The sequence below is a fragment of the Pedobacter ghigonis genome, assembly GCF_903166585.1.
Classification (GTDB): domain Bacteria; phylum Bacteroidota; class Bacteroidia; order Sphingobacteriales; family Sphingobacteriaceae; genus Pedobacter; species Pedobacter ghigonis.
The window spans coordinates 60,260-78,119 of the sequence record NZ_CAESCM010000003.1; the positions used below are offsets into that span (position 1 = coordinate 60,260).

A 17,860-nucleotide genomic window follows, 5' to 3' on the forward strand; every position below is an offset into this window, starting at 1 on the left:
ATAAGACCTTACAGGTTTTTAAAACCTATAAGGTCTGTAAAATATTATCCCTTATGTGCTTTTAATGCCTCAATTAATTTTGGTACAACTTCAAAAGCATCACCAACGATACCGTAATCGGCTACTTTGAAGAAAGGAGCTTCCGGATCTTTGTTAATTACTACAATCACTTTCGATGAACTTACGCCTGCCAGGTGCTGGATAGCGCCAGAAATACCAATTGCAATGTATAAATTCGGGCTGATGGCAATACCAGTCTGTCCAACGTGCTCCGAGTGAGGTCTCCAATCTGCATCAGAAACTGGTTTAGAACAAGCAGTAGCAGCACCCAATAAGCCGGCAAGCTCTTCAATCATTCCCCAGTTTTCAGGGCCTTTTAAGCCTCTGCCTGCCGATACTACCAGCTCAGCATCAGGTAACGAAACTTTATCGGTAGCCCTTACAATATCTTTAATAACAGTGCCCAGGTCTGATTGTTTAACATCAGCGGCAAAGTTTTCTATAGTTACATCGGTAGCATTTTCTTTAACACCAAATGCATTCGGGTTTAAAGCAATTACTTTGTTGGCAGAAGTTAATTCGGTAATTGCAAAAGCCTTCCCAGAGAAAGCGGTTTTCTTAACTGCAAATTTACCGTCAGTACTTGGCAATTCAACAGCGCCATCGGCTAAACCTGCTTTAAGTTTTACTGCAATACGTGGCGCTAAACCTTTACCTGAGAAAGAGTTAGATAATACCACAATTGCTGCACCTTCTTTCTCGGCAGCAGCAGCAATAACACTGGCATAAGCCTGGTTAACGAAAGATTTTAACTGATCGGCACTTACATTTAATACTTTGGCTGCACCGTATTTTCCAAGTTCTTTTAATTCACTTTCGGCAACATCGCCAATAGAAATGGCGGTTAAGCTGGTAGATTGTTGATCGGCAATGGCTTTGGCATAAGAAACAGCTTCGAATACTGATTTCTTAAATTTGCCTTCAGCTTGTTCTACATATACTAATACTGACATATATTTATCCTTAAATCCCTTAGCGGGAGTATTATAATTTATTATTATTGATTTATCTCTGCTCGGTCAGGCAACTGAATTGCTAACTGACTAGATTACCTTAGCTTCGCTATGTAACAGGTTAATTAGCTGCTCGGTTTGATCGGCAGGAATTAATTTTACGGTTCCGCGAGGGGCAGGGGTTTCGTATTTAGTTACCCTGGTAACTTCATCGATGGCCACAGCCTCTACAACTGCCAAAGGTTTTGTTCTTGCGCTCATGATACCGCGCATGTTAGGGATTTTAGGTTCTGCTACACCTTCAGCACAGCTGGCTACAAATTTACCCGAAACGGTTAATACTTCTTTACCACCTTCAATTTCTCTTTCGATAGTTGCAGTATCACCGTCTATATCAAGTTTTTTAATAATTGATACTGAAGGGATATCTAAAAATTCGCCAACCATGGCTGCAACCTGGTTACCATTGTAATCGATAGATTCGCGACCGGTTAAAATAACATTGAAATCTTTGTCTTTAGCGTATTCTGCAATTTGCTTAGCCACAAAATAAGCATCTCTTGGAGCTGCATTTACCCTAACGGCATCATCGGCACCAATTGCCAGTGCTTTTCTGATGGTTGGATCGTTGGCGGCTTCGCCAACATTGATAACGGTTACTGTTCCTTTACCACCTTCAGTTAGCTCAATTGCCCTTGCTAAAGCAATTTCGTCGTACGGGTTAACAATATATTGTACTCCTGCGGCATTGAATTCGGTATTATCGTTGGTAAAAGTTATTTTTGTCGTTGTGTCTGGCACATTACTGATACAAACTAATATTTTCATATGTTATATGTTTATTATATAAGGTCTTTCTGCAAATTTAATTAAAAAAGCAAGGAATAAAAATGTCAACAACCCGTTTAAGTAAGTTATTAGATTTTTTAGAAAGTGATCCCAACGATCCGTTTATACTATATGCCTTAGCCACAGAGTATAACGCGCAAAATGATAAAGAAAAAGCCTATTCTTTTTACCTTCAGTTAACTGATCAGCATCCCGATTACGTAGGCACCTATTACCACCTCGGCAAGTTACTGGAGAAAGATGGCCAGAAAGAAAAGGCGATTGAAATTTACCAGAAGGGAATGCAGGTAGCACGAAATAAGCGCGATATGCATGCTTTCTCCGAATTGCAAGGCGCTTATAATTCGGCAGCAGGATTAGATTATGAAGATGATTAACCCAATTTTCAGTTAACAGTTATCAATTGACAGTTTGTAAATTACAGTTATCAGTTTAGATTAATGCAACCCAAACCTATTGCTGCCAAAAAGCAGTGGCTGTTTATCCGGAATGTTATTTTTTTTACATTCACCTCTTTTGGTGGGGCACAGGCGCATCTGGCTTTATTGCTTAAATATTTTGTACAGAGCACTAAATTTATCTCAGAAGAGGAGCTTTTGGAGTTAAATGCGTTGGCGCAGGTATTGCCCGGACCGGCCTCTACGCAAACATTGGTAGGTATAGCCTGGAAAGTGGGAAAGCTGAAACTGGCTATCATTACCTTCCTGATCTGGATTTTACCAACGGCAAGTATTATGACTTTTGCTGCTATCAGTTATGCCATGCTCGATCAGAAGCAAAAATTTAATGCAGTTTTAGAATATATCCAGCCCATTGCCCTCGGTATTGTGGCTTATGGTGCCTGGCAGCTGGGCAAAAAGGTACTTTCTTCTCAGGTATCGATATTCCTGGCCATTGCTTCGGTTATTGCTACATTGGTTTTGCGTAATGCCTATGTTTTTCCATTATCGATATTAATCGGTGGGATGATCTCATCGGCCATCGAAACCCCGAAAGAGGAAGCCGAACTCAGGGTTAAACTGTTTTCGAACGTTAATCCCCGGAAATTAATTTATTTTTTGGGTGCCTTATTGCTTTTCGCCCTGGTGGGCGCTATCATTAACCGTACATCGCCTTTTAGTTTGCCTATCCGTTTACTGGAGAATTTTTACCGTAACGGCATACTGGTTTTTGGAGGCGGGCAGGTGCTGGTGCCTTTAATGTTTACCGAGTTTGTGGAGATGAAGCATTATCTGCATGCCTCGGGTTTTTTATCGGGTTTTGCGCTGCAACAGGCCTTACCCGGACCAACCTTCTCTTTTACCAGCTACCTGGGGGCATTAAGCATGAAAAATTTTGGCTATGGCCTATGGGGGCAGATTTTAGGCGGTTTAATTGGTGTAATCGGTGTTAATTTACCGGGATTAATTCTCGTTTTGTTTATCGTACCTTTTTGGGATGACCTTAAAAAAATCTCGCGAATTAAGCACAGCCTTTCGGGTATTAATGCAGTAAGTGTTGGTTTTATTATTGCCGCGTTTATTCTGCTGTTAATTCCTATGGGTTTTAACTGGCTGTTTTTAGGCATTATGCTGGTTACGTTTTTGTTACTCAACTTTACAAAGGTGAGCCCGCCAATTATCGTATTGGCCGGTATATTACTAGCCTATTTGTTTTAGTATCAGAATAAAATATCTCCGGAAGCTATAATGATCTATCTGGTGGGTGAGGACCCCCACCTCTAGCAAGCGCTATTGAGCGGTGTCTGCACCGCCCAATAGAGAAACATACCTCCCGAACTTTTAATTATAGGTTTTTAGCTAAACAATATATGCTCTGAGCTTATAATTATATGTTTTTAGTTAATCAATATATGCTCCGAGCTTATAATTATATGTTTTTGTTTAATCAATATATGCTCTGAGCTTATAATTATATGTTTTTAGTTAATCAATATATGCTCCGAGCTTATAATTATATGTTTTGTTTAATCAATATATGCTCTGAGCTTATAATTATATGTTTTTGGTTAATAAATATATGTTCCGAGCTTGTAATGATCTAGGTAGGTGGGGACACCCACCTATAGCGTGTCTAGTGGGCGGTGTCCCCACCGCCCATTTGAGCAGAATCATCATTTCGATTGGAGCCAGGCGGTTTTTCACCGGCGGCGGAATGCCTGCCCGTACAGGCGGGGAGAAATCTATAAAGATAGATTTAGTGTCGTTGAGCACTTCGTGGTTCTCGGCTCCGAAGGAGCTGTCATTTTTCTCAGAAATTTAAACGTTTCTATATGTCTGGGACCTGTAATTATAGGTTTTAGCTAAAAAATGTGAAGCGGTTTAAAAATAAATAAAAATCACAGGTGTATCAGATATATAAAACACTCGTCATTGCGAGGAGGAACGACAAAGCAATCTTAATGCGCTTGATAAGCAGCGATCGTTGTAAGATTGCTTCGTCGGCTGAAAAAGCCTTCTCGCAATGAAGACCCCGGAGGGGCTGTCACTAATATTGATTATTTTGAGAAGTGTCTGGTTAAAAACGAAAAGGGCCTGTATCTGATAAGAATACAGGCCTTTTTATTTATGGTGTGATCCTGATTACAAGGATCATAGCTGGATTTAGTTAACCGGGTCCTTCGACTACCTTTTTCGATTCATTGGGAGGCTGAGGATGACAACTGATTATTAAAACGGTGGATCATCATCACTATAATCATCCATTTTTGAAGGACGGATAATCACATTACTTTGCTTTTCAAAATCTTGCGATGGGTACATTCCGGCTGCCGGATCGGCTGCAAAAGAACTTGGTGGTGCATTAAAATCATCTTCAAGATCCTGGAATTTAACAAACTTACCTACGAATTTAAGCGGTACAATACCGGTTTCACCGTTACGGTGCTTCGCAATAATTACCTCACCAATACCCGCCTGCGATCTTCCTTGCTCATCTTCGGTAATACCATAATATTCAGGGCGGTATAAGAACAATACCATATCCGCATCCTGCTCAATTGAACCTGATTCACGTAAATCGGATAACATTGGCCTTTTTCCCTGTAAACCAGGTCTACTCTCTACCGCACGACTTAACTGTGATAGTGCCAGTACCGGCACATCGAGTTCTTTGGCAACAGATTTTAGCGCCCTCGAAATACTACCGATTTCCTGCTCACGGTTACCACCACCTTTACCTTCGCCTTTACCATGCATTAGCTGCAAGTAATCGACAATTACCAGTTGAATGTCGTACTGCGATTTTAACCTACGGCATTTAGCCCTGAACTCAAAAATATTTAGTGCAGGGGTATCGTCAATTAATAGGGGAGCTTCGGTTAAGCGGCCAATTTTACTGTGCAGCTGTTGCCATTCCCACTCCTGTAAATTTCCTTTTCTGATTTTTTCCTGCTCAATTTCGGCTTCTCCCGAAATAAGACGATTAACCAGCTGAACCGACGACATCTCCAAAGAGAACACCACACATGGTTTGGCAAAATCAACCGTTGCGTTACGTGCACAGGTAAGTACGAAGGCCGTTTTTCCCATCGCCGGACGAGCCGCGATAATTACCAAATCCTGTTTTTGCCAACCCCCTGTAATTCTATCTAAGCCTGTAAAACCGGTTGGAACCCCCGTTAAACCATCTGTTTTTGTTCTTAATTCTTCGAGTGATGCTAAGGACTGCTTAATGATATCCTCCATTTTCTGCGTATCTCTTCGCAGGTTATTCTGGGCAATTTCGAAAAGCCCTTTTTCAGCCTGGTCAAGCAAATCGAAAATATCAGTGGTATCTTCGTAAGCATTGGTAATAATTTCAGTCGATATCCTGATCAGCTCGCGCTGGATATATTTCTGAGAGATAATACGGGCATGAAACTCAATATTGGCAGCAGAAGCAACCCTGTTGGTTAGGCTGGTGATGTAATATGCACCACCAACAATCTCCAGCGCGCCCATGGTGCGCAATTCGGAAGTAACGGTTAAAATATCTACAGGTTTCGATTTTTGGAACAAAACGTGGATGGCCTCAAAAATCTTTTGATGGGCGATATTATAAAATACATCCGGCTTTAAAACATCAATTACAGCCGATAGGGCATCTTTTTCGAGCATGAGTGCTCCCAAAACTGCCTCTTCCAGGTCTAGTGCCTGTGGTGGGATTTTCCCCATCGAACTCACTGTATTGCTCAGTCTGCTCTTTCGGGCAGCGAAGCTGTTTTTTCCGCCTTGTTCATTATCGTTACTCATTCCACAAAAGTAGTTAAATTTTGATGGGCTTGCTTGAATAAGTTACTAGCTCTTTGTTAACAAATTGAAGCATAATCAAATTGATTTTTTTAAGCCTTTTGGCCAGGATAATTTTTTTTGAACAATTAAATGTGAATAAGAATAATATTGATGAGGGCTAAAACATTTTATTTGAATACTTTTGCCTAACAATTTCAAAACATGGATAATTTTAGAAGACCACAACGCGCAAAAGAGAATAATGAGTTTATATTTGGTATCAGGGCTGTAATAGAGGCTGTTAAGGCTGGAAGAGATATTGAAACCATTTATCAGCAACGTGGTTTAGGTGGCGAATTGTTTTTAGAATTGAAGGCACTTTTAAAAGATACCTTAATCCCTTTAAATTCGGTTCCTATCGAGAAACTGAACCGGATGTCGCAGAAAAACCACCAGGGGATTATTGCTGTAATATCGCCCATTACCTATCAAAATATTGAAGATATTGTACCTGCCGTTTTTGAAAAAGGAGAGGTGCCGCTGATTCTGGTTTTAGATAGTGTAACCGATGTACGTAACATGGGCGCTATTGCCCGTACGGCTGCTTGTGTTGGCGTTCATGCCATTGTAGTGCCGTTAAAAAATGCGGCGCAGATCAATGCCGATGCCATTAAAACATCTGCTGGTGCTTTGTTTAATATTCCGATTTGCCGTCACGCCAACCTGCATAAAACCTGCTTGTTTTTACAGGATAGCGGCTTACAGGTGGTAGCTTGTACGGAAAAAACAAACGATTTAATATATGCGCCTGATTATACCATGCCAACGGCAATTGTAATGGGCTCAGAAGATGAAGGAATTTCGAACGACTTACTTAGGGTAGCCGATCATTTGGCTAAAATACCAATGGCGGGAAAAATCGAATCGCTGAATGTTTCAGTAGCAGCCGGGGTAATTTTATACGAAGCGATCAGACAGAGGAAGGTGTAAGGTAAGGATGTAAGAGGGAAAATGTGAGATGGAAGAGGGAAAATGGGAAATGGGGGATATCGAACTACGCTCCATCAACCATCTTACCTCATCCATTTTCCATCCTTATATAAATTTATTTCCGAAGCGCGATTTTACTTCTGCAACGAATTCTTTAACGCGTTGCTCTTCGTTTCTGGGGCAAATCATCAGCATATTATTGTTTTCTACTACAATGTAATCGTGCAGACCCTGCATAATCACCAGCTTATCTTTAGGTACATTTACCATGCAGTTCGATGAGTCAAACATAATTACCTGCTCTGAAGGGATAACGGCATTTCCGACATAATCTTTCTCTGCCATCTCGTAAATCGAAGCCCAGGTACCCAAATCCGACCAACCAAAATCGGCTGGAAGCACGTAGACATTTTCTGCCTTTTCCATAATACCAAAATCGATAGAAATATTGGTGCACTGGAAATAAGCGTTGTTGATAAACTCTTTTTCACCTGTTGTATTCATATCAGCCCGGCCCAGATTAAATATCTCATACATATCTGGCAAGTGTTTCTCAAAAGCTTTCAAAATAGCTTTAGACGACCAGATAAAAATGCCCGCATTCCACAAAAAGTCGCCGCTTTGAATAAACGATTTGGCCAGTTCTAGGTTAGGTTTTTCTGTAAAAGTTTTAACCTTGTGTAAATCGGTATCGGTATTGAGTACGTAATCTGTATGCTGTATGTAACCATAGCCTGTATCCGGGCGGTTCGGTTTAATGCCCAAAGTAATCAGGCAATCGTTTTTCGAAGCAGCATCCAAAGACTGTCCGATCGATTTTATAAACTCATCCATATCAGCAATAGTATGATCGGAAGGCGCAACCACAATGGTCGAATTTGGATTTAATTCGGCAATTTTAAAACTTCCGTAGGCAATACATGGTGCTGTATTTCTGAGTAAGGGCTCTGCTAATATTTGGTTTTCGCTTAACTGCGGTAGTTGTTCTTTTACAAGGTTTACATAAATTTCGTTGGTAACAATAAAAATATTCTCAGGCAGACAGATTTTTAAAAATCTGTCATAGGTGCTTTGTATCAGTGTTTTACCAATGCCAAAGAAATCAATAAACTGTTTTGGATATTCTGTTTTGCTTACCGGCCAAAAACGGCTTCCTACGCCGCCGGCCATAATTAAGGCATAATAATCTTTATTCATTTTATGTTTTAAAATTACACAATCCCCTCGTTTAAGAGATCGTGTAAATGGATGATGCCAAAGTAAGTGTTTTGTTCCAGAACTAACAACTGTGTTATGTTATTTTGTTTGATAATCTCCAGGGCATCCACTGCCAATGCATCATGCTGGATGCTCTTTGGTGTTTTGCCCATAATATCTTCGGCTTTTAAATTTTCAATCGTATTGTTGTTTTCCAACATCCTTCTGATATCGCCGTCGGTAATTACCCCAAGTACATGGTTGTTGTTATCTACAACAGCTACAGCACCCAAACGGTTTTTACTAATTTCGATCAGCACATCTTTTACGGAGGCCTCTGGCGAAATGGATGGTTTTTCGTTGGATAGGGCCAGGTCTCTCGCTTTCAAATAAAGTTTTTTACCCAATGATCCGCCGGGGTGGTATTTGGCAAAATCGGTTTCGTTAAACTCGCGGCATTCCAGTAAACATATAGCCAGGGCATCGCCCAGGGCCAGTTGTGCAGTGGTACTGGTTGTTGGAGCCAAGTTATGCGGGCAAGCTTCTTTTTCGAAAGCTGTGTTCAGAATCAGATCTGCCTGTTCGGCCAGGAAAGAGCCTAATTCGCCCACCATACCAATTAAAAGGTTGCCCGATGTTTTGAGCAAAGGAACAAGTACTTTAATTTCGGGCGTATTGCCACTTTTAGAGAGGCAGATAATGACATCGTTTATCTGGATCATGCCCAAATCGCCGTGAATTGCATCGGCAGCATGCATAAATATGGCTGGTGTACCGGTTGAATTAAAGGTTGCCACAATTTTTTGGGCAATAATGGCACTTTTGCCAATTCCGGTTACAATCACCCGGCCTTTGCAGTGTAAAATGCTGGTTACGACTTTTTCAAAATCGTTGTTGATATTTCTGGCAACGTTTAATATTGCTGCTGCTTCGAGCTCTAAGGTGCTTACAGCCGATTGTATAATTGATTTTTTACTTTTCAAAGAGAAAATAATTGTCTGTTAATACTTGAAATTCTTGTAAAATTATGTTATTTTGGATAGAAAAATAGCATCGCATATTTTATTACACAAAATGGACGTGAAAAAGTCGTTATTTGATAACCTACAAAATTTCTTCGGGTTTGACAATTTCAAGGGTGATCAGGAGTCGATCATAACAAATATTTTAGAAGGCAATAACACATTTGTTATTATGCCAACAGGCGGAGGAAAGTCGATTTGCTATCAGTTACCAGCTTTAATGAGCGAAGGGACGGCAATTGTTATTTCTCCGTTAATTGCATTAATGAAAAACCAGGTAGACCAATTGCGGGCTTTTGGTGGAAATGACAGTATCGCTCATTTTCTGAATTCATCTCTCAATAAATCTGAAATTACGCAAGTTAAATCTGATCTCTTAAGCGGTCAGACCAAATTATTGTATGTTGCGCCCGAATCGCTGGCGAAGCAAGATAATATTGAATTTCTAAATCTGATTAAAATCTCTTTTGTTGCCGTAGATGAGGCACACTGTATCTCTGAATGGGGGCACGATTTCAGGCCGGAATACCGCAAAATAAAACAGGTTATTGCAGGTTTGGGCAATAATATTCCCATTATAGCTTTAACGGCGACTGCTACACCAAAAGTGCAGCAGGATATTATGAAGAACCTGGGGATGACAGAAGCTACCCTGTTTAAATCATCCTTTAACAGGCCGAACCTGTTTTACGAAATCCGCCCCAAGCGCGATATTACCAAAGAGATTATCAAGTACATTAAATCCAATCCCGGTAAATCGGGTATTATTTACTGTTTAAGCCGTAAAAAAGTAGAGGAAGTTGCCGAAGCTTTAAACTTAAACGGTATTAGTGCTTTGCCATACCACGCAGGTTTAGACCCCAAAGTGAGGGCAGAAACACAGGATAAGTTTTTGATGGAAGATGCCGAGGTGATTGTAGCTACTATTGCCTTTGGTATGGGGATCGATAAACCGGATGTACGTTTTGTAATTCACCACGATGTGCCTAAAAGCATGGAAGGCTATTACCAGGAAACGGGCAGGGCCGGACGTGATGGCGGCGAAGGGGTTTGTATTGCTTTCTACTCGCAAAAGGATGTAGATAAGCTGGCTAAGTTTATGAAAGATAAACCGGTTTCGGAAAGAGAAATTGGTACACAGATATTAAAAGAAGTAATTGATTATGCCGAATCGGGCGTTTGTCGCCGTAAACAGATTTTGCATTATTTTGGCGAAAACTTTAACGAAACAGGCTGTAACTGCATGTGCGATAACTGCAAGAAGCCTAAAAAACAGTTTGATGTTGAAAATCAGTTATCTACACTTTTAAAATTCATCGACAAAACAGGCGAGAAGTTTGATGATGCCCACTTACTGAACGTTTTCTTAGGTTTAGAAACCGCCCAAACCATTGCTTACGAACACAGCAAAGTGCCTGAGTTCGGTATTGGTAAAGAAGACGGCGAACTGATGTGGAAATCGATTGTGCGCCAGGCAGTGCTAAATAATTTCCTTTTTAAGGATATCGATAATTATGGTTTATTAAAATTAACCAGACAGGGAAAAGATTTTATTGTTAATCCGTATAGCCTGAAGTTTATTTTAAACGAGCCTATTGAAAGTGGTGCCGACGATGATGATGACGACGTTAAACAGGGAACAGGCGCTTTAGATACGCACCTTTTATCGCTGCTGAAAGATTTACGTAAAAAAATTGCCAAGCAGAAAAACGTTCCGCCATTTGTCGTATTCCAGGATCCTTCACTAGAGGAAATGTGTACGCATTACCCAATCGCTATGGATGAACTTCGTCAGATCTCGGGTGTAGGCTCAGGAAAGGCGATGAAATTCGGCACACCTTTTATCGAACTGATTAAAAAATATGTAGAGGATAACGACATTGAGCGCCCTATCGACCTGATTATTAAAACTCAGGCCAATAAATCGCAAATGAAAGTATCTATCATTCAGAATATCGACAGGCAGATAGGTCTAGAAGATATTGCAGATTCAAAAGGCATCACCTACGAGGAAATCCTGAAGGAGGTAGAATCGATTGTAAACTCCGGAACAAAACTCAACCTGAATTATTTCATTGATGAAGTAATTGACGACGACAGACAGGATGAAGTTTTTGATTATTTCAGGGCAGCAGAAAGCGATTCTATTGATGAAGCCTTAAACGAGCTTGGCGAAACTGACTACACGCGCGAAGAAATTCAACTGATGCGCATTAAATTCATGTCAGAACTAGGGAATTAATGTAAGATGGGAGTGGTAACATGGATTATGTATCCAGTTATGATTCCCATCTTCTTTTAATTTTCCATCAAACATCTTCCATCTAACATTTTACATCATTCATCACCCATCATCCATGCTTAACTACTTAGATAAAATAAAAAATACAGATTCAGGAAATTTCTTTTTAATGGCTGGTCCATGTGCTATTGAAGGCGAAGAAATCGCCATGCGTATTGCAGAGAAGATTATTACCATTACCGATAAACTTCAAATCCCTTATATTTTTAAAGGTTCTTACCGCAAAGCCAACAGAAGCAAAGGCAGTTCTTTTACAGGCATTGGCGACGAAAAGGCCTTAAGGATTTTAGAAAGGGTTGGCCGCGAATTTGGTGTGCCTACGGTAACCGATATTCATGAAAGTGACGAAGCGGCTATGGCAGCAGCTTATGTAGATGTGTTGCAGATTCCGGCGTTCCTATGTCGCCAAACTGATTTGTTAATTGCAGCAGCCCAAACCGGGAAAGTAGTTAACGTTAAAAAAGGCCAGTTTTTATCGGCTGGTTCAATGAAATTTGCGGTAGAGAAAATTAAAGAAGCTGGTAATGATAAAGTGATTTTAACCGACAGGGGCAATACTTTTGGTTACCAGGATTTAATAGTTGATTATCGCGGTTTACCCGAAATGCAAAGTTTTGGCGTACCCGTGGTAATGGATTGTACGCATAGCTTGCAGCAGCCCAACCAAAGCAGCGGCGTTACTGGTGGTAAACCCGAATTGATTTCGACCATTGCCAAAGCAGCTATTGCCGTTGGTGCCGATGGCCTGTTCATCGAAACACATCCCGATCCGGCTAATGCGAAATCAGATGGTGCCAATATGCTGCATTTAGATTTGCTTGAAGAAACTTTAACCAAACTGATCCGTATCAGACAAGCGGTTTTGTAATGGTTTCAAACAAAGGAGTTTTTTTAACTGCAGAGTGGCGTAAGCTTGCACTTGCACAGTATGCTGTGGATAAGGAAATTCTTTTAAAATATTTACCGCCTAATACTGAACTGGATAGTTGGGAGGGGAAATATTATGTTAGCCTGGTTGGATTTATGTTTGTCGACGTAAGGCTGCTTGGCTTCAATATTCCTTTTCATAGTACTTTTGAAGAAGTAAACCTGAGGTTTTACGTGAGGTTTAAAGCGGGAGATGAATGGAAACGTGGCGTGGTATTTATTAAAGAATTTGTACCTAAGCCGGCGATTACTTTTGTAGCCAATACGCTTTACAAAGAGAACTACCAAACCCTGCCCATGAAACATATCTGGATTGAACAGGAGCATCAGCTGGAGGTAGCTTATCATTGGAAAAACGAAACGTGGAATAAATTTTCTGTTACTGCAGACCCAATAGCCAAAGATATCGAAGTAGGAAGTGAGGCCGAATTTATCACCGAACACTACTGGGGTTACACTAAAATTGACAACCAGCATACTTCAGAATATGGAGTAGAGCACCCACGCTGGAAAGCCTATGCAGTTAAAGATTATAGTATATCGGTAGATTTCGGACTTAATTACGGTGATGAATTTGCCTTTTTAAACCAGGCAAAACCTGATTCAGTGATGCTGGCAGAAGGATCGGAAATCAGGGTATTAAAAAGGGAAGCGTTTTAGATAGGGATCGTCATTTCAAATTAGCACAGGGTATTGATCTATCGGTTGGTGTCAACACCAACCGAAATAAAAACTTTATATGCTGTTTTAATCTCCATGCCAATGCTTTATTGCTTTCCTTCAGTCCTTATCAGGCGTGTGAGAACACTCACCTCTAGCAAATGTAGGCCGTCATTCCCGCGCAGGCGGGAATCTTAAAGCTATGGCGATGTGATTTCACGATTATTGTAATGCTGAATGCAATGAAGCATCTTTTGCAGAATGTGTTTCATTTGAGGGAGGTTCTTCTCTACCTTACCATTGACAGATATATAAAATAATCGTCATTGCGAGGAGGAACGACGAAGCAATCTTACAACGATCGCTAGTTGAAATTGAAGTATTGCTTACCCTCCCATAGTAGTAAGATTGCTTCTTGCCTCGCAATGACGACTCCGAAGGGACTCTCACTGGTATTGATTTTTATGCAATAAATTATTCCTCAGAATTACATTAAACCTTCGTAATCACGAAAGAGGTTCTTCTGTTATTTTTCCTGCCCAGTTCAGTTTTATTATCCGCAATTGGCTTGCTTGCGCCAAAGCCTTTAAAAGTCAGCCTTTTGGCATCAATCTGGTTTTTAATCAGGTAATCGTACACTGCATTGGCGCGGTTAAAAGATAATTTCTCGTTCAGTTTATCGTCGCCCACATTGTCTGTATGTCCTTGAATTTCGATATTAACCGATTCATTTTGGTGCAGGAACTCAATTAATAAATCGAGCTCACGGATGGAAGCGGGTAGGAGGTTAAATTTATTGGTGTCGAAAAAGATATTGCGAAGGGTTACGTTACCACCTTGTTTTATTTTTTCGATCTCTACTGTTATCTGGTAGGGTTTGTTAATGTCGGCGGCTTTGAGCTCGAAATTTTCTGAATAAAACAGGTAACCTTCAGCGTTTACATTAAACAGATAATCGCTTCCTATGGGCATTACCGCAAGGAATTCGCCCGTTTCAGGATCGGTATAATCATCAAAAACGGTTTTGTTGGTTTTAAGATCGATTACCTGAACGTTGCTTCCGATGGTTTTTTTAGTGTCTTTATCTCTTACTATGCCTTTAACGTAGGTAATTTTAGCAGGTCTGGCTTGCTCCGGAATGCCAAAACTGTAAATGTCCTGCGCACCAAAGCCATTCTTTAAATTAGACGAAAACAAGCCAAAATTTCCATCGGCGCTTACTACCAAACCACTTTCATCATCGAACGAATTAATGGGATAACCAATATTAACCGGTTTCTGCCATTTTCCGCTGTCATCCATGCGGCTGTAGTAAATATCCTTGTTGCCAAAACCCGGCCATCCATCTGAAGAGAAGTAGAGAGTTTTCCCATCTACATGTAAGAAAGGCGTATTTTCATCGTAAGCGGTATTAATATCCGGACCAAGGTTCACTGCTGGTCCCCACTTGGCGTCGTCGGTAATGGTGCTTTTCCAGATATCGTAACCACCAGACCCTCCGGGGCGGTTGCTGATGAAATACAAGGTTCTGCCATCCGGACTAATAGCGGGTTGCGATTCCCAATATTCGGAGTTTACCGGCTTACCCACATTGTAAGGCTCGCCCCAGTCTTTGCCTTCGCGGTGCGAAACGTAAATGTCGCACCTGCCTAAACCGTCGGGGCGGTTACAACCTGTAAAAAACAGGTATTTACCATCTGGCGAAATGGTTTGTGCACCTTCATTATAACGGGTGGTATTTATTTTGGCTGATAACGGCGTAGCGGAAGTCCAGGTATTGTTTTTAAACTGCGAAGTCCAGAAATCTTCGTTGCCATTAACCTGTCGGGTAAATATCAAGGTTTCGCCATCTGCAGTCAATGCAGGGAAATACTCAGCATCTGTTGTATTTACCCCTTCACCGAGATTGCTAGGCGAATATTTTACTGGTTTTTTAACCGCCGAAATGGCGAAATCGCAATCCAGTAAGTATTTCTTTGCTTTTTTAGCGCGATCGGATGAAGCATCGAGGGCTAAAAAGGTGTCGAAATCTTGTTTTGCCTTGGTGTAATCCTGCGTAGCAAATTCGGTTTCTGCCAGGCCAAAAATAACCTCCGGTTTTACGCTTTTATTAATGAGTATGGCTTTTTGATAAGCTCCTTTAGCTTCGGGATATTTCCGCTGGATTTTGTAAACCCCTGCCAGAACAATATAGGCATTTTGGAATAATGGATCGCTTTCAACAGCACTTTTCAATAACTGTTCAGCACCTGCAAAATCCTGCTTTTGGATTGCAGCACCTGCGTTCTCAAAAGAATTTTGTGCTTTTTTATTGCCCGAGCCTTGCGCAAATGCACAAAAGCTCAAAAAACTAAAACATAGGAACAGACAAAACCTCATACATTAACATTTGGTTATAAAGCTAATGTATTGTTTTTAAGGAATATTTAAAAATTTGTGTGTTTGTAAAGAAATTTCCCACTTTGGATTAGCCATCACATAGTCGATAATCATTGGTGTAATTTCCTTTGATTTTGACCATTCAGGCTGGAGATAAAGCTTACATCCCGGCGATACCATTGCTGCATATTCTTCGGCCCATTTAAAATCGCTTTTATTGAAAACAATTACTTTCAGCTCGTTGGCAAAAGGGGTAATGTCTGGCCTTGGCGCTTTAAATTTTTTGGGTGATAAACAAATCCAGTCCCAGTTGCCCGATAGCGGGTAAGCACCAGAAGTTTCGATAAAGGTTAGAATTCCTCTTTCTTTCAGCTTATTGGTCAGGTAATCGAGGTTGTAAATTAAAGGCTCACCACCGGTAATTACAACGGCTTTACCCGGAAAGCGGTCGGCATTTTCTACAATAACATCCGAAGCGGTTAGCGGGTGCATTTCGGCATCCCAGCTTTCTTTTACATCGCACCAGTGGCAACCCACATCGCAACCGCCCAAACGGATAAAATATGCCGCTTTGCCGGTGTTAAATCCTTCGCCCTGTATGGTGTAAAATTCTTCCATTAAAGGAAGTAATGTGCCGTCTTCTGGAATGTCTTGTTTCATTTTTGAGGATGCAAATATCTTAAAAAAATATGGGGAAGCAGTTCCTATTTCGAAATTTAATAGAAAGATGAAATAATACTGATATTTATTTGCCGTATTTTAGCTGTATGAAGTGGTTTAAAGCCTTAAATAACAATCAGATTCCCCGTGCCAACGACATTAAAACCATTTCGGTTGATGGCAAACAGATCTGTGTAATCAATAATGAAGACAAGCTTATCGCTACCCAATCACATTGTCCGCATGCAGGGGGGCATTTTAGCGGTGGCTGGTGTAAAAATGGTAATTTGATTTGTCCTATTCACCGTTACGAGTACAGCCTCGAAACCGGAAGAGGAGCAGAAGGGCAGGGAGATTATATTCGCATCTATCCAACCGAACTGAGGGAAGATGGCTTGTACATTGGCTTTGAAGAAAGCTGGTGGAGTAAACTTTGGGGGTGATTGGTTTATTAGTAGGTTAACTGGTTAATTGTTTAAATCGGTTAACTGGCTCCAAACTCCAAGCGCCCAACTCCAAACTGTTTTATGGGTTAACTGGTTAATTGTTTGAATTGGTTAACTGGCTCCAAACTCCCAACTCCAAACTAAAACTTTTCGCTTTAGTCTTTAAGCTTTTACACTAAAAAAGCGATCCAAAAATGAACCGCTTTCCAGTATTTTTCGGGGATTGGGTTTTACCTTAAACCTTCCGCCTTATAACCTTCTACCTTTAAGAATATATCTCTTTCCTTGCCGATGCCAATGTATTCTTCAATAAACCTACAATGGTCATTAAACCTACGCCGCCTGGTACCGGAGTGATGTAAGATGATATTGGCGCAACATTGTCGAAATCGACATCGCCATACAATTTAAAGCCCGATTTGGTTTCAGTAGAATTTTCGCGGTTAATGCCCACATCGATAATAATGGCACCTGGTTTAACCATATCAGCTGTAACAAAGTTCTTTTTACCGATAGCTGCTATTACGATATCGGCCTGCAAAACCTGTTCTTTTAAATCTTTTGTACGCGAGTGGGTAAGTGTTACGGTACAGTTTCCCGGATTTGCATTACGGGCCATTAAAATACTCATTGGGCTACCCACAATATTACTGCGGCCAACCACAACGCAGTGCTTGCCGGTTGTATCGATATTGTATTCTTGTAACATGAGCAAAATACCGTAAGGCGTTGCCGGAATAAAGCATGGTAAATTGCGCATCATTCTGCCCAGGTTTACGGGGTGGAAACCATCTACATCCTTGCGGTAATCGATCTTTTCAGTTACTTTTTCAGGGTCGATGTGTTTAGGTAGCGGTAATTGAACAATTAAGCCATCTACATCATCATCCTGGTTAATTTCTTCAATTTTAGCCAGCAGTTCAGCTTCTGTAACCGAGTTGTCATAACGGTGAAGAGAAGATTTAAAACCTACCTTCTCACAGTTTTTCATCTTACTTGCCACATAAGTTTCGCTGCCACCATCGTTACCTACTAAAATGGCAACTAAATGCGGCTTGCGCCCTGTTTTATTCAAAAACTCAGCTGCTTCTTCGGCAATCTGAACTTTAACTTTTTCTGATACGTATTTACCGTCTAATAGTTTCATGTTTAAATATCGGGGTAGCAAGTATAAAGTATCAAGATTTCAATTGCTTGCAACTTG

At 40.7% G+C, this 17,860-nt stretch carries 15 protein-coding genes; 7 read left to right on the forward strand and 8 right to left on the reverse strand.

Annotated features, from left to right (window positions below; translation table 11 throughout):
- Nucleotides 1-44 precede the first annotated feature (44 nt).
- Both HWV58_RS05840 and HWV58_RS05845 read right to left on the reverse strand, forming a co-directional pair.
- On the reverse strand, nucleotides 45-1,013 hold the full coding sequence (locus tag HWV58_RS05840) for an electron transfer flavoprotein subunit alpha/FixB family protein (RefSeq protein WP_175633196.1): 969 nt from the start codon (nucleotides 1,011-1,013) through the stop codon (nucleotides 45-47).
- Nucleotides 1,014-1,103: 90 nt separating this feature from the next.
- The gene (locus tag HWV58_RS05845) at nucleotides 1,104-1,841 is read right to left on the reverse strand and encodes an electron transfer flavoprotein subunit beta/FixA family protein (protein ID WP_175633197.1); all 738 of its coding nucleotides are present in this window, start codon (nucleotides 1,839-1,841) and stop codon (nucleotides 1,104-1,106) included.
- Nucleotides 1,842-1,903: 62 nt separating this feature from the next.
- Between HWV58_RS05845 and HWV58_RS05850 the strand changes: the two genes are divergently transcribed.
- Together HWV58_RS05850 and chrA are read left to right on the forward strand one after the other, a co-directional pair.
- Nucleotides 1,904-2,239: a tetratricopeptide repeat protein gene (locus tag HWV58_RS05850; RefSeq protein WP_175633198.1), complete on the forward strand. Its 336-nt coding sequence runs from the start codon at nucleotides 1,904-1,906 to the stop codon at nucleotides 2,237-2,239.
- A 63-nt stretch (nucleotides 2,240-2,302) separates the two neighbouring features.
- The gene (gene chrA, locus HWV58_RS05855; RefSeq protein WP_175633199.1) at nucleotides 2,303-3,520 is read left to right on the forward strand and encodes a chromate efflux transporter; all 1,218 of its coding nucleotides are present in this window, start codon (nucleotides 2,303-2,305) and stop codon (nucleotides 3,518-3,520) included.
- A 1,011-nt stretch (nucleotides 3,521-4,531) separates the two neighbouring features.
- Here chrA and dnaB read toward each other — a convergent pair.
- Nucleotides 4,532-6,094, reverse strand: coding sequence for a replicative DNA helicase (gene dnaB, locus HWV58_RS05860; protein WP_166211723.1), 1,563 nt, complete (start codon nucleotides 6,092-6,094; stop codon nucleotides 4,532-4,534).
- 201 nt (nucleotides 6,095-6,295) lie between these two features.
- Here dnaB and rlmB point away from each other — a divergent pair, with 201 nt between their 5' ends.
- The gene (gene rlmB / locus HWV58_RS05865; RefSeq protein ID WP_175633200.1) at nucleotides 6,296-7,063 is read left to right on the forward strand and encodes a 23S rRNA (guanosine(2251)-2'-O)-methyltransferase RlmB; all 768 of its coding nucleotides are present in this window, start codon (nucleotides 6,296-6,298) and stop codon (nucleotides 7,061-7,063) included.
- Nucleotides 7,064-7,168: 105 nt separating this feature from the next.
- On the opposite strand, the gene HWV58_RS05870 is transcribed toward rlmB, so the two are convergent.
- Together HWV58_RS05870 and HWV58_RS05875 are read right to left on the reverse strand one after the other, a co-directional pair.
- Nucleotides 7,169-8,260, reverse strand: coding sequence for a mannose-1-phosphate guanylyltransferase (locus HWV58_RS05870; protein WP_175633201.1), 1,092 nt, complete (start codon nucleotides 8,258-8,260; stop codon nucleotides 7,169-7,171).
- A gap of 14 nt (nucleotides 8,261-8,274) precedes the next feature.
- Nucleotides 8,275-9,243, reverse strand: a complete 969-nt coding sequence (locus tag HWV58_RS05875; protein WP_175633202.1) for a KpsF/GutQ family sugar-phosphate isomerase — start codon at nucleotides 9,241-9,243, stop codon at nucleotides 8,275-8,277.
- 91 nt (nucleotides 9,244-9,334) lie between these two features.
- Here HWV58_RS05875 and recQ point away from each other — a divergent pair, with 91 nt between their 5' ends.
- The 3 genes from recQ (at nucleotide 9,335) to HWV58_RS05890 (ending at nucleotide 13,171) form a co-directional block, all read left to right on the forward strand.
- On the forward strand, nucleotides 9,335-11,524 hold the full coding sequence (gene recQ, locus HWV58_RS05880; RefSeq protein ID WP_175633524.1) for a DNA helicase RecQ: 2,190 nt from the start codon (nucleotides 9,335-9,337) through the stop codon (nucleotides 11,522-11,524).
- 115 nt (nucleotides 11,525-11,639) lie between these two features.
- A complete protein-coding gene (gene kdsA, locus HWV58_RS05885; RefSeq protein WP_175633203.1) occupies nucleotides 11,640-12,452 on the forward strand; it encodes a 3-deoxy-8-phosphooctulonate synthase in 813 nt (270 codons plus the stop codon).
- Complete coding sequence (locus tag HWV58_RS05890) at nucleotides 12,452-13,171, forward strand: YqjF family protein (protein WP_175633204.1); 720 nt, start codon at nucleotides 12,452-12,454, stop codon at nucleotides 13,169-13,171. The genes kdsA and HWV58_RS05890 overlap by 1 nt, the downstream gene beginning before the upstream one ends.
- 492 nt (nucleotides 13,172-13,663) lie before the next feature.
- Here the strand turns inward: HWV58_RS05890 and HWV58_RS05895 are convergent, their stop codons facing one another.
- Together HWV58_RS05895 and HWV58_RS05900 are read right to left on the reverse strand one after the other, a co-directional pair.
- On the reverse strand, nucleotides 13,664-15,550 hold the full coding sequence (locus tag HWV58_RS05895; protein ID WP_175633205.1) for an OmpA family protein: 1,887 nt from the start codon (nucleotides 15,548-15,550) through the stop codon (nucleotides 13,664-13,666).
- Between the two features lie 36 nt (nucleotides 15,551-15,586).
- Nucleotides 15,587-16,210: a 7-carboxy-7-deazaguanine synthase QueE gene (locus HWV58_RS05900; RefSeq protein WP_124562455.1), complete on the reverse strand. Its 624-nt coding sequence runs from the start codon at nucleotides 16,208-16,210 to the stop codon at nucleotides 15,587-15,589.
- A 107-nt stretch (nucleotides 16,211-16,317) separates the two neighbouring features.
- On the opposite strand from HWV58_RS05900, the gene HWV58_RS05905 reads away from it, so the two are divergent.
- The gene (locus HWV58_RS05905; protein WP_175633206.1) at nucleotides 16,318-16,653 is read left to right on the forward strand and encodes a Rieske (2Fe-2S) protein; all 336 of its coding nucleotides are present in this window, start codon (nucleotides 16,318-16,320) and stop codon (nucleotides 16,651-16,653) included.
- Nucleotides 16,654-16,921: 268 nt separating this feature from the next.
- Here HWV58_RS05905 and HWV58_RS05910 read toward each other — a convergent pair whose 3' ends face one another.
- Entirely contained in the window at nucleotides 16,922-17,803 is an 882-nt protein-coding gene (locus tag HWV58_RS05910; RefSeq protein WP_175633207.1) for a bifunctional 5,10-methylenetetrahydrofolate dehydrogenase/5,10-methenyltetrahydrofolate cyclohydrolase, read from the reverse strand.
- Between the last annotated feature and the right edge of the window lie 57 nt (nucleotides 17,804-17,860).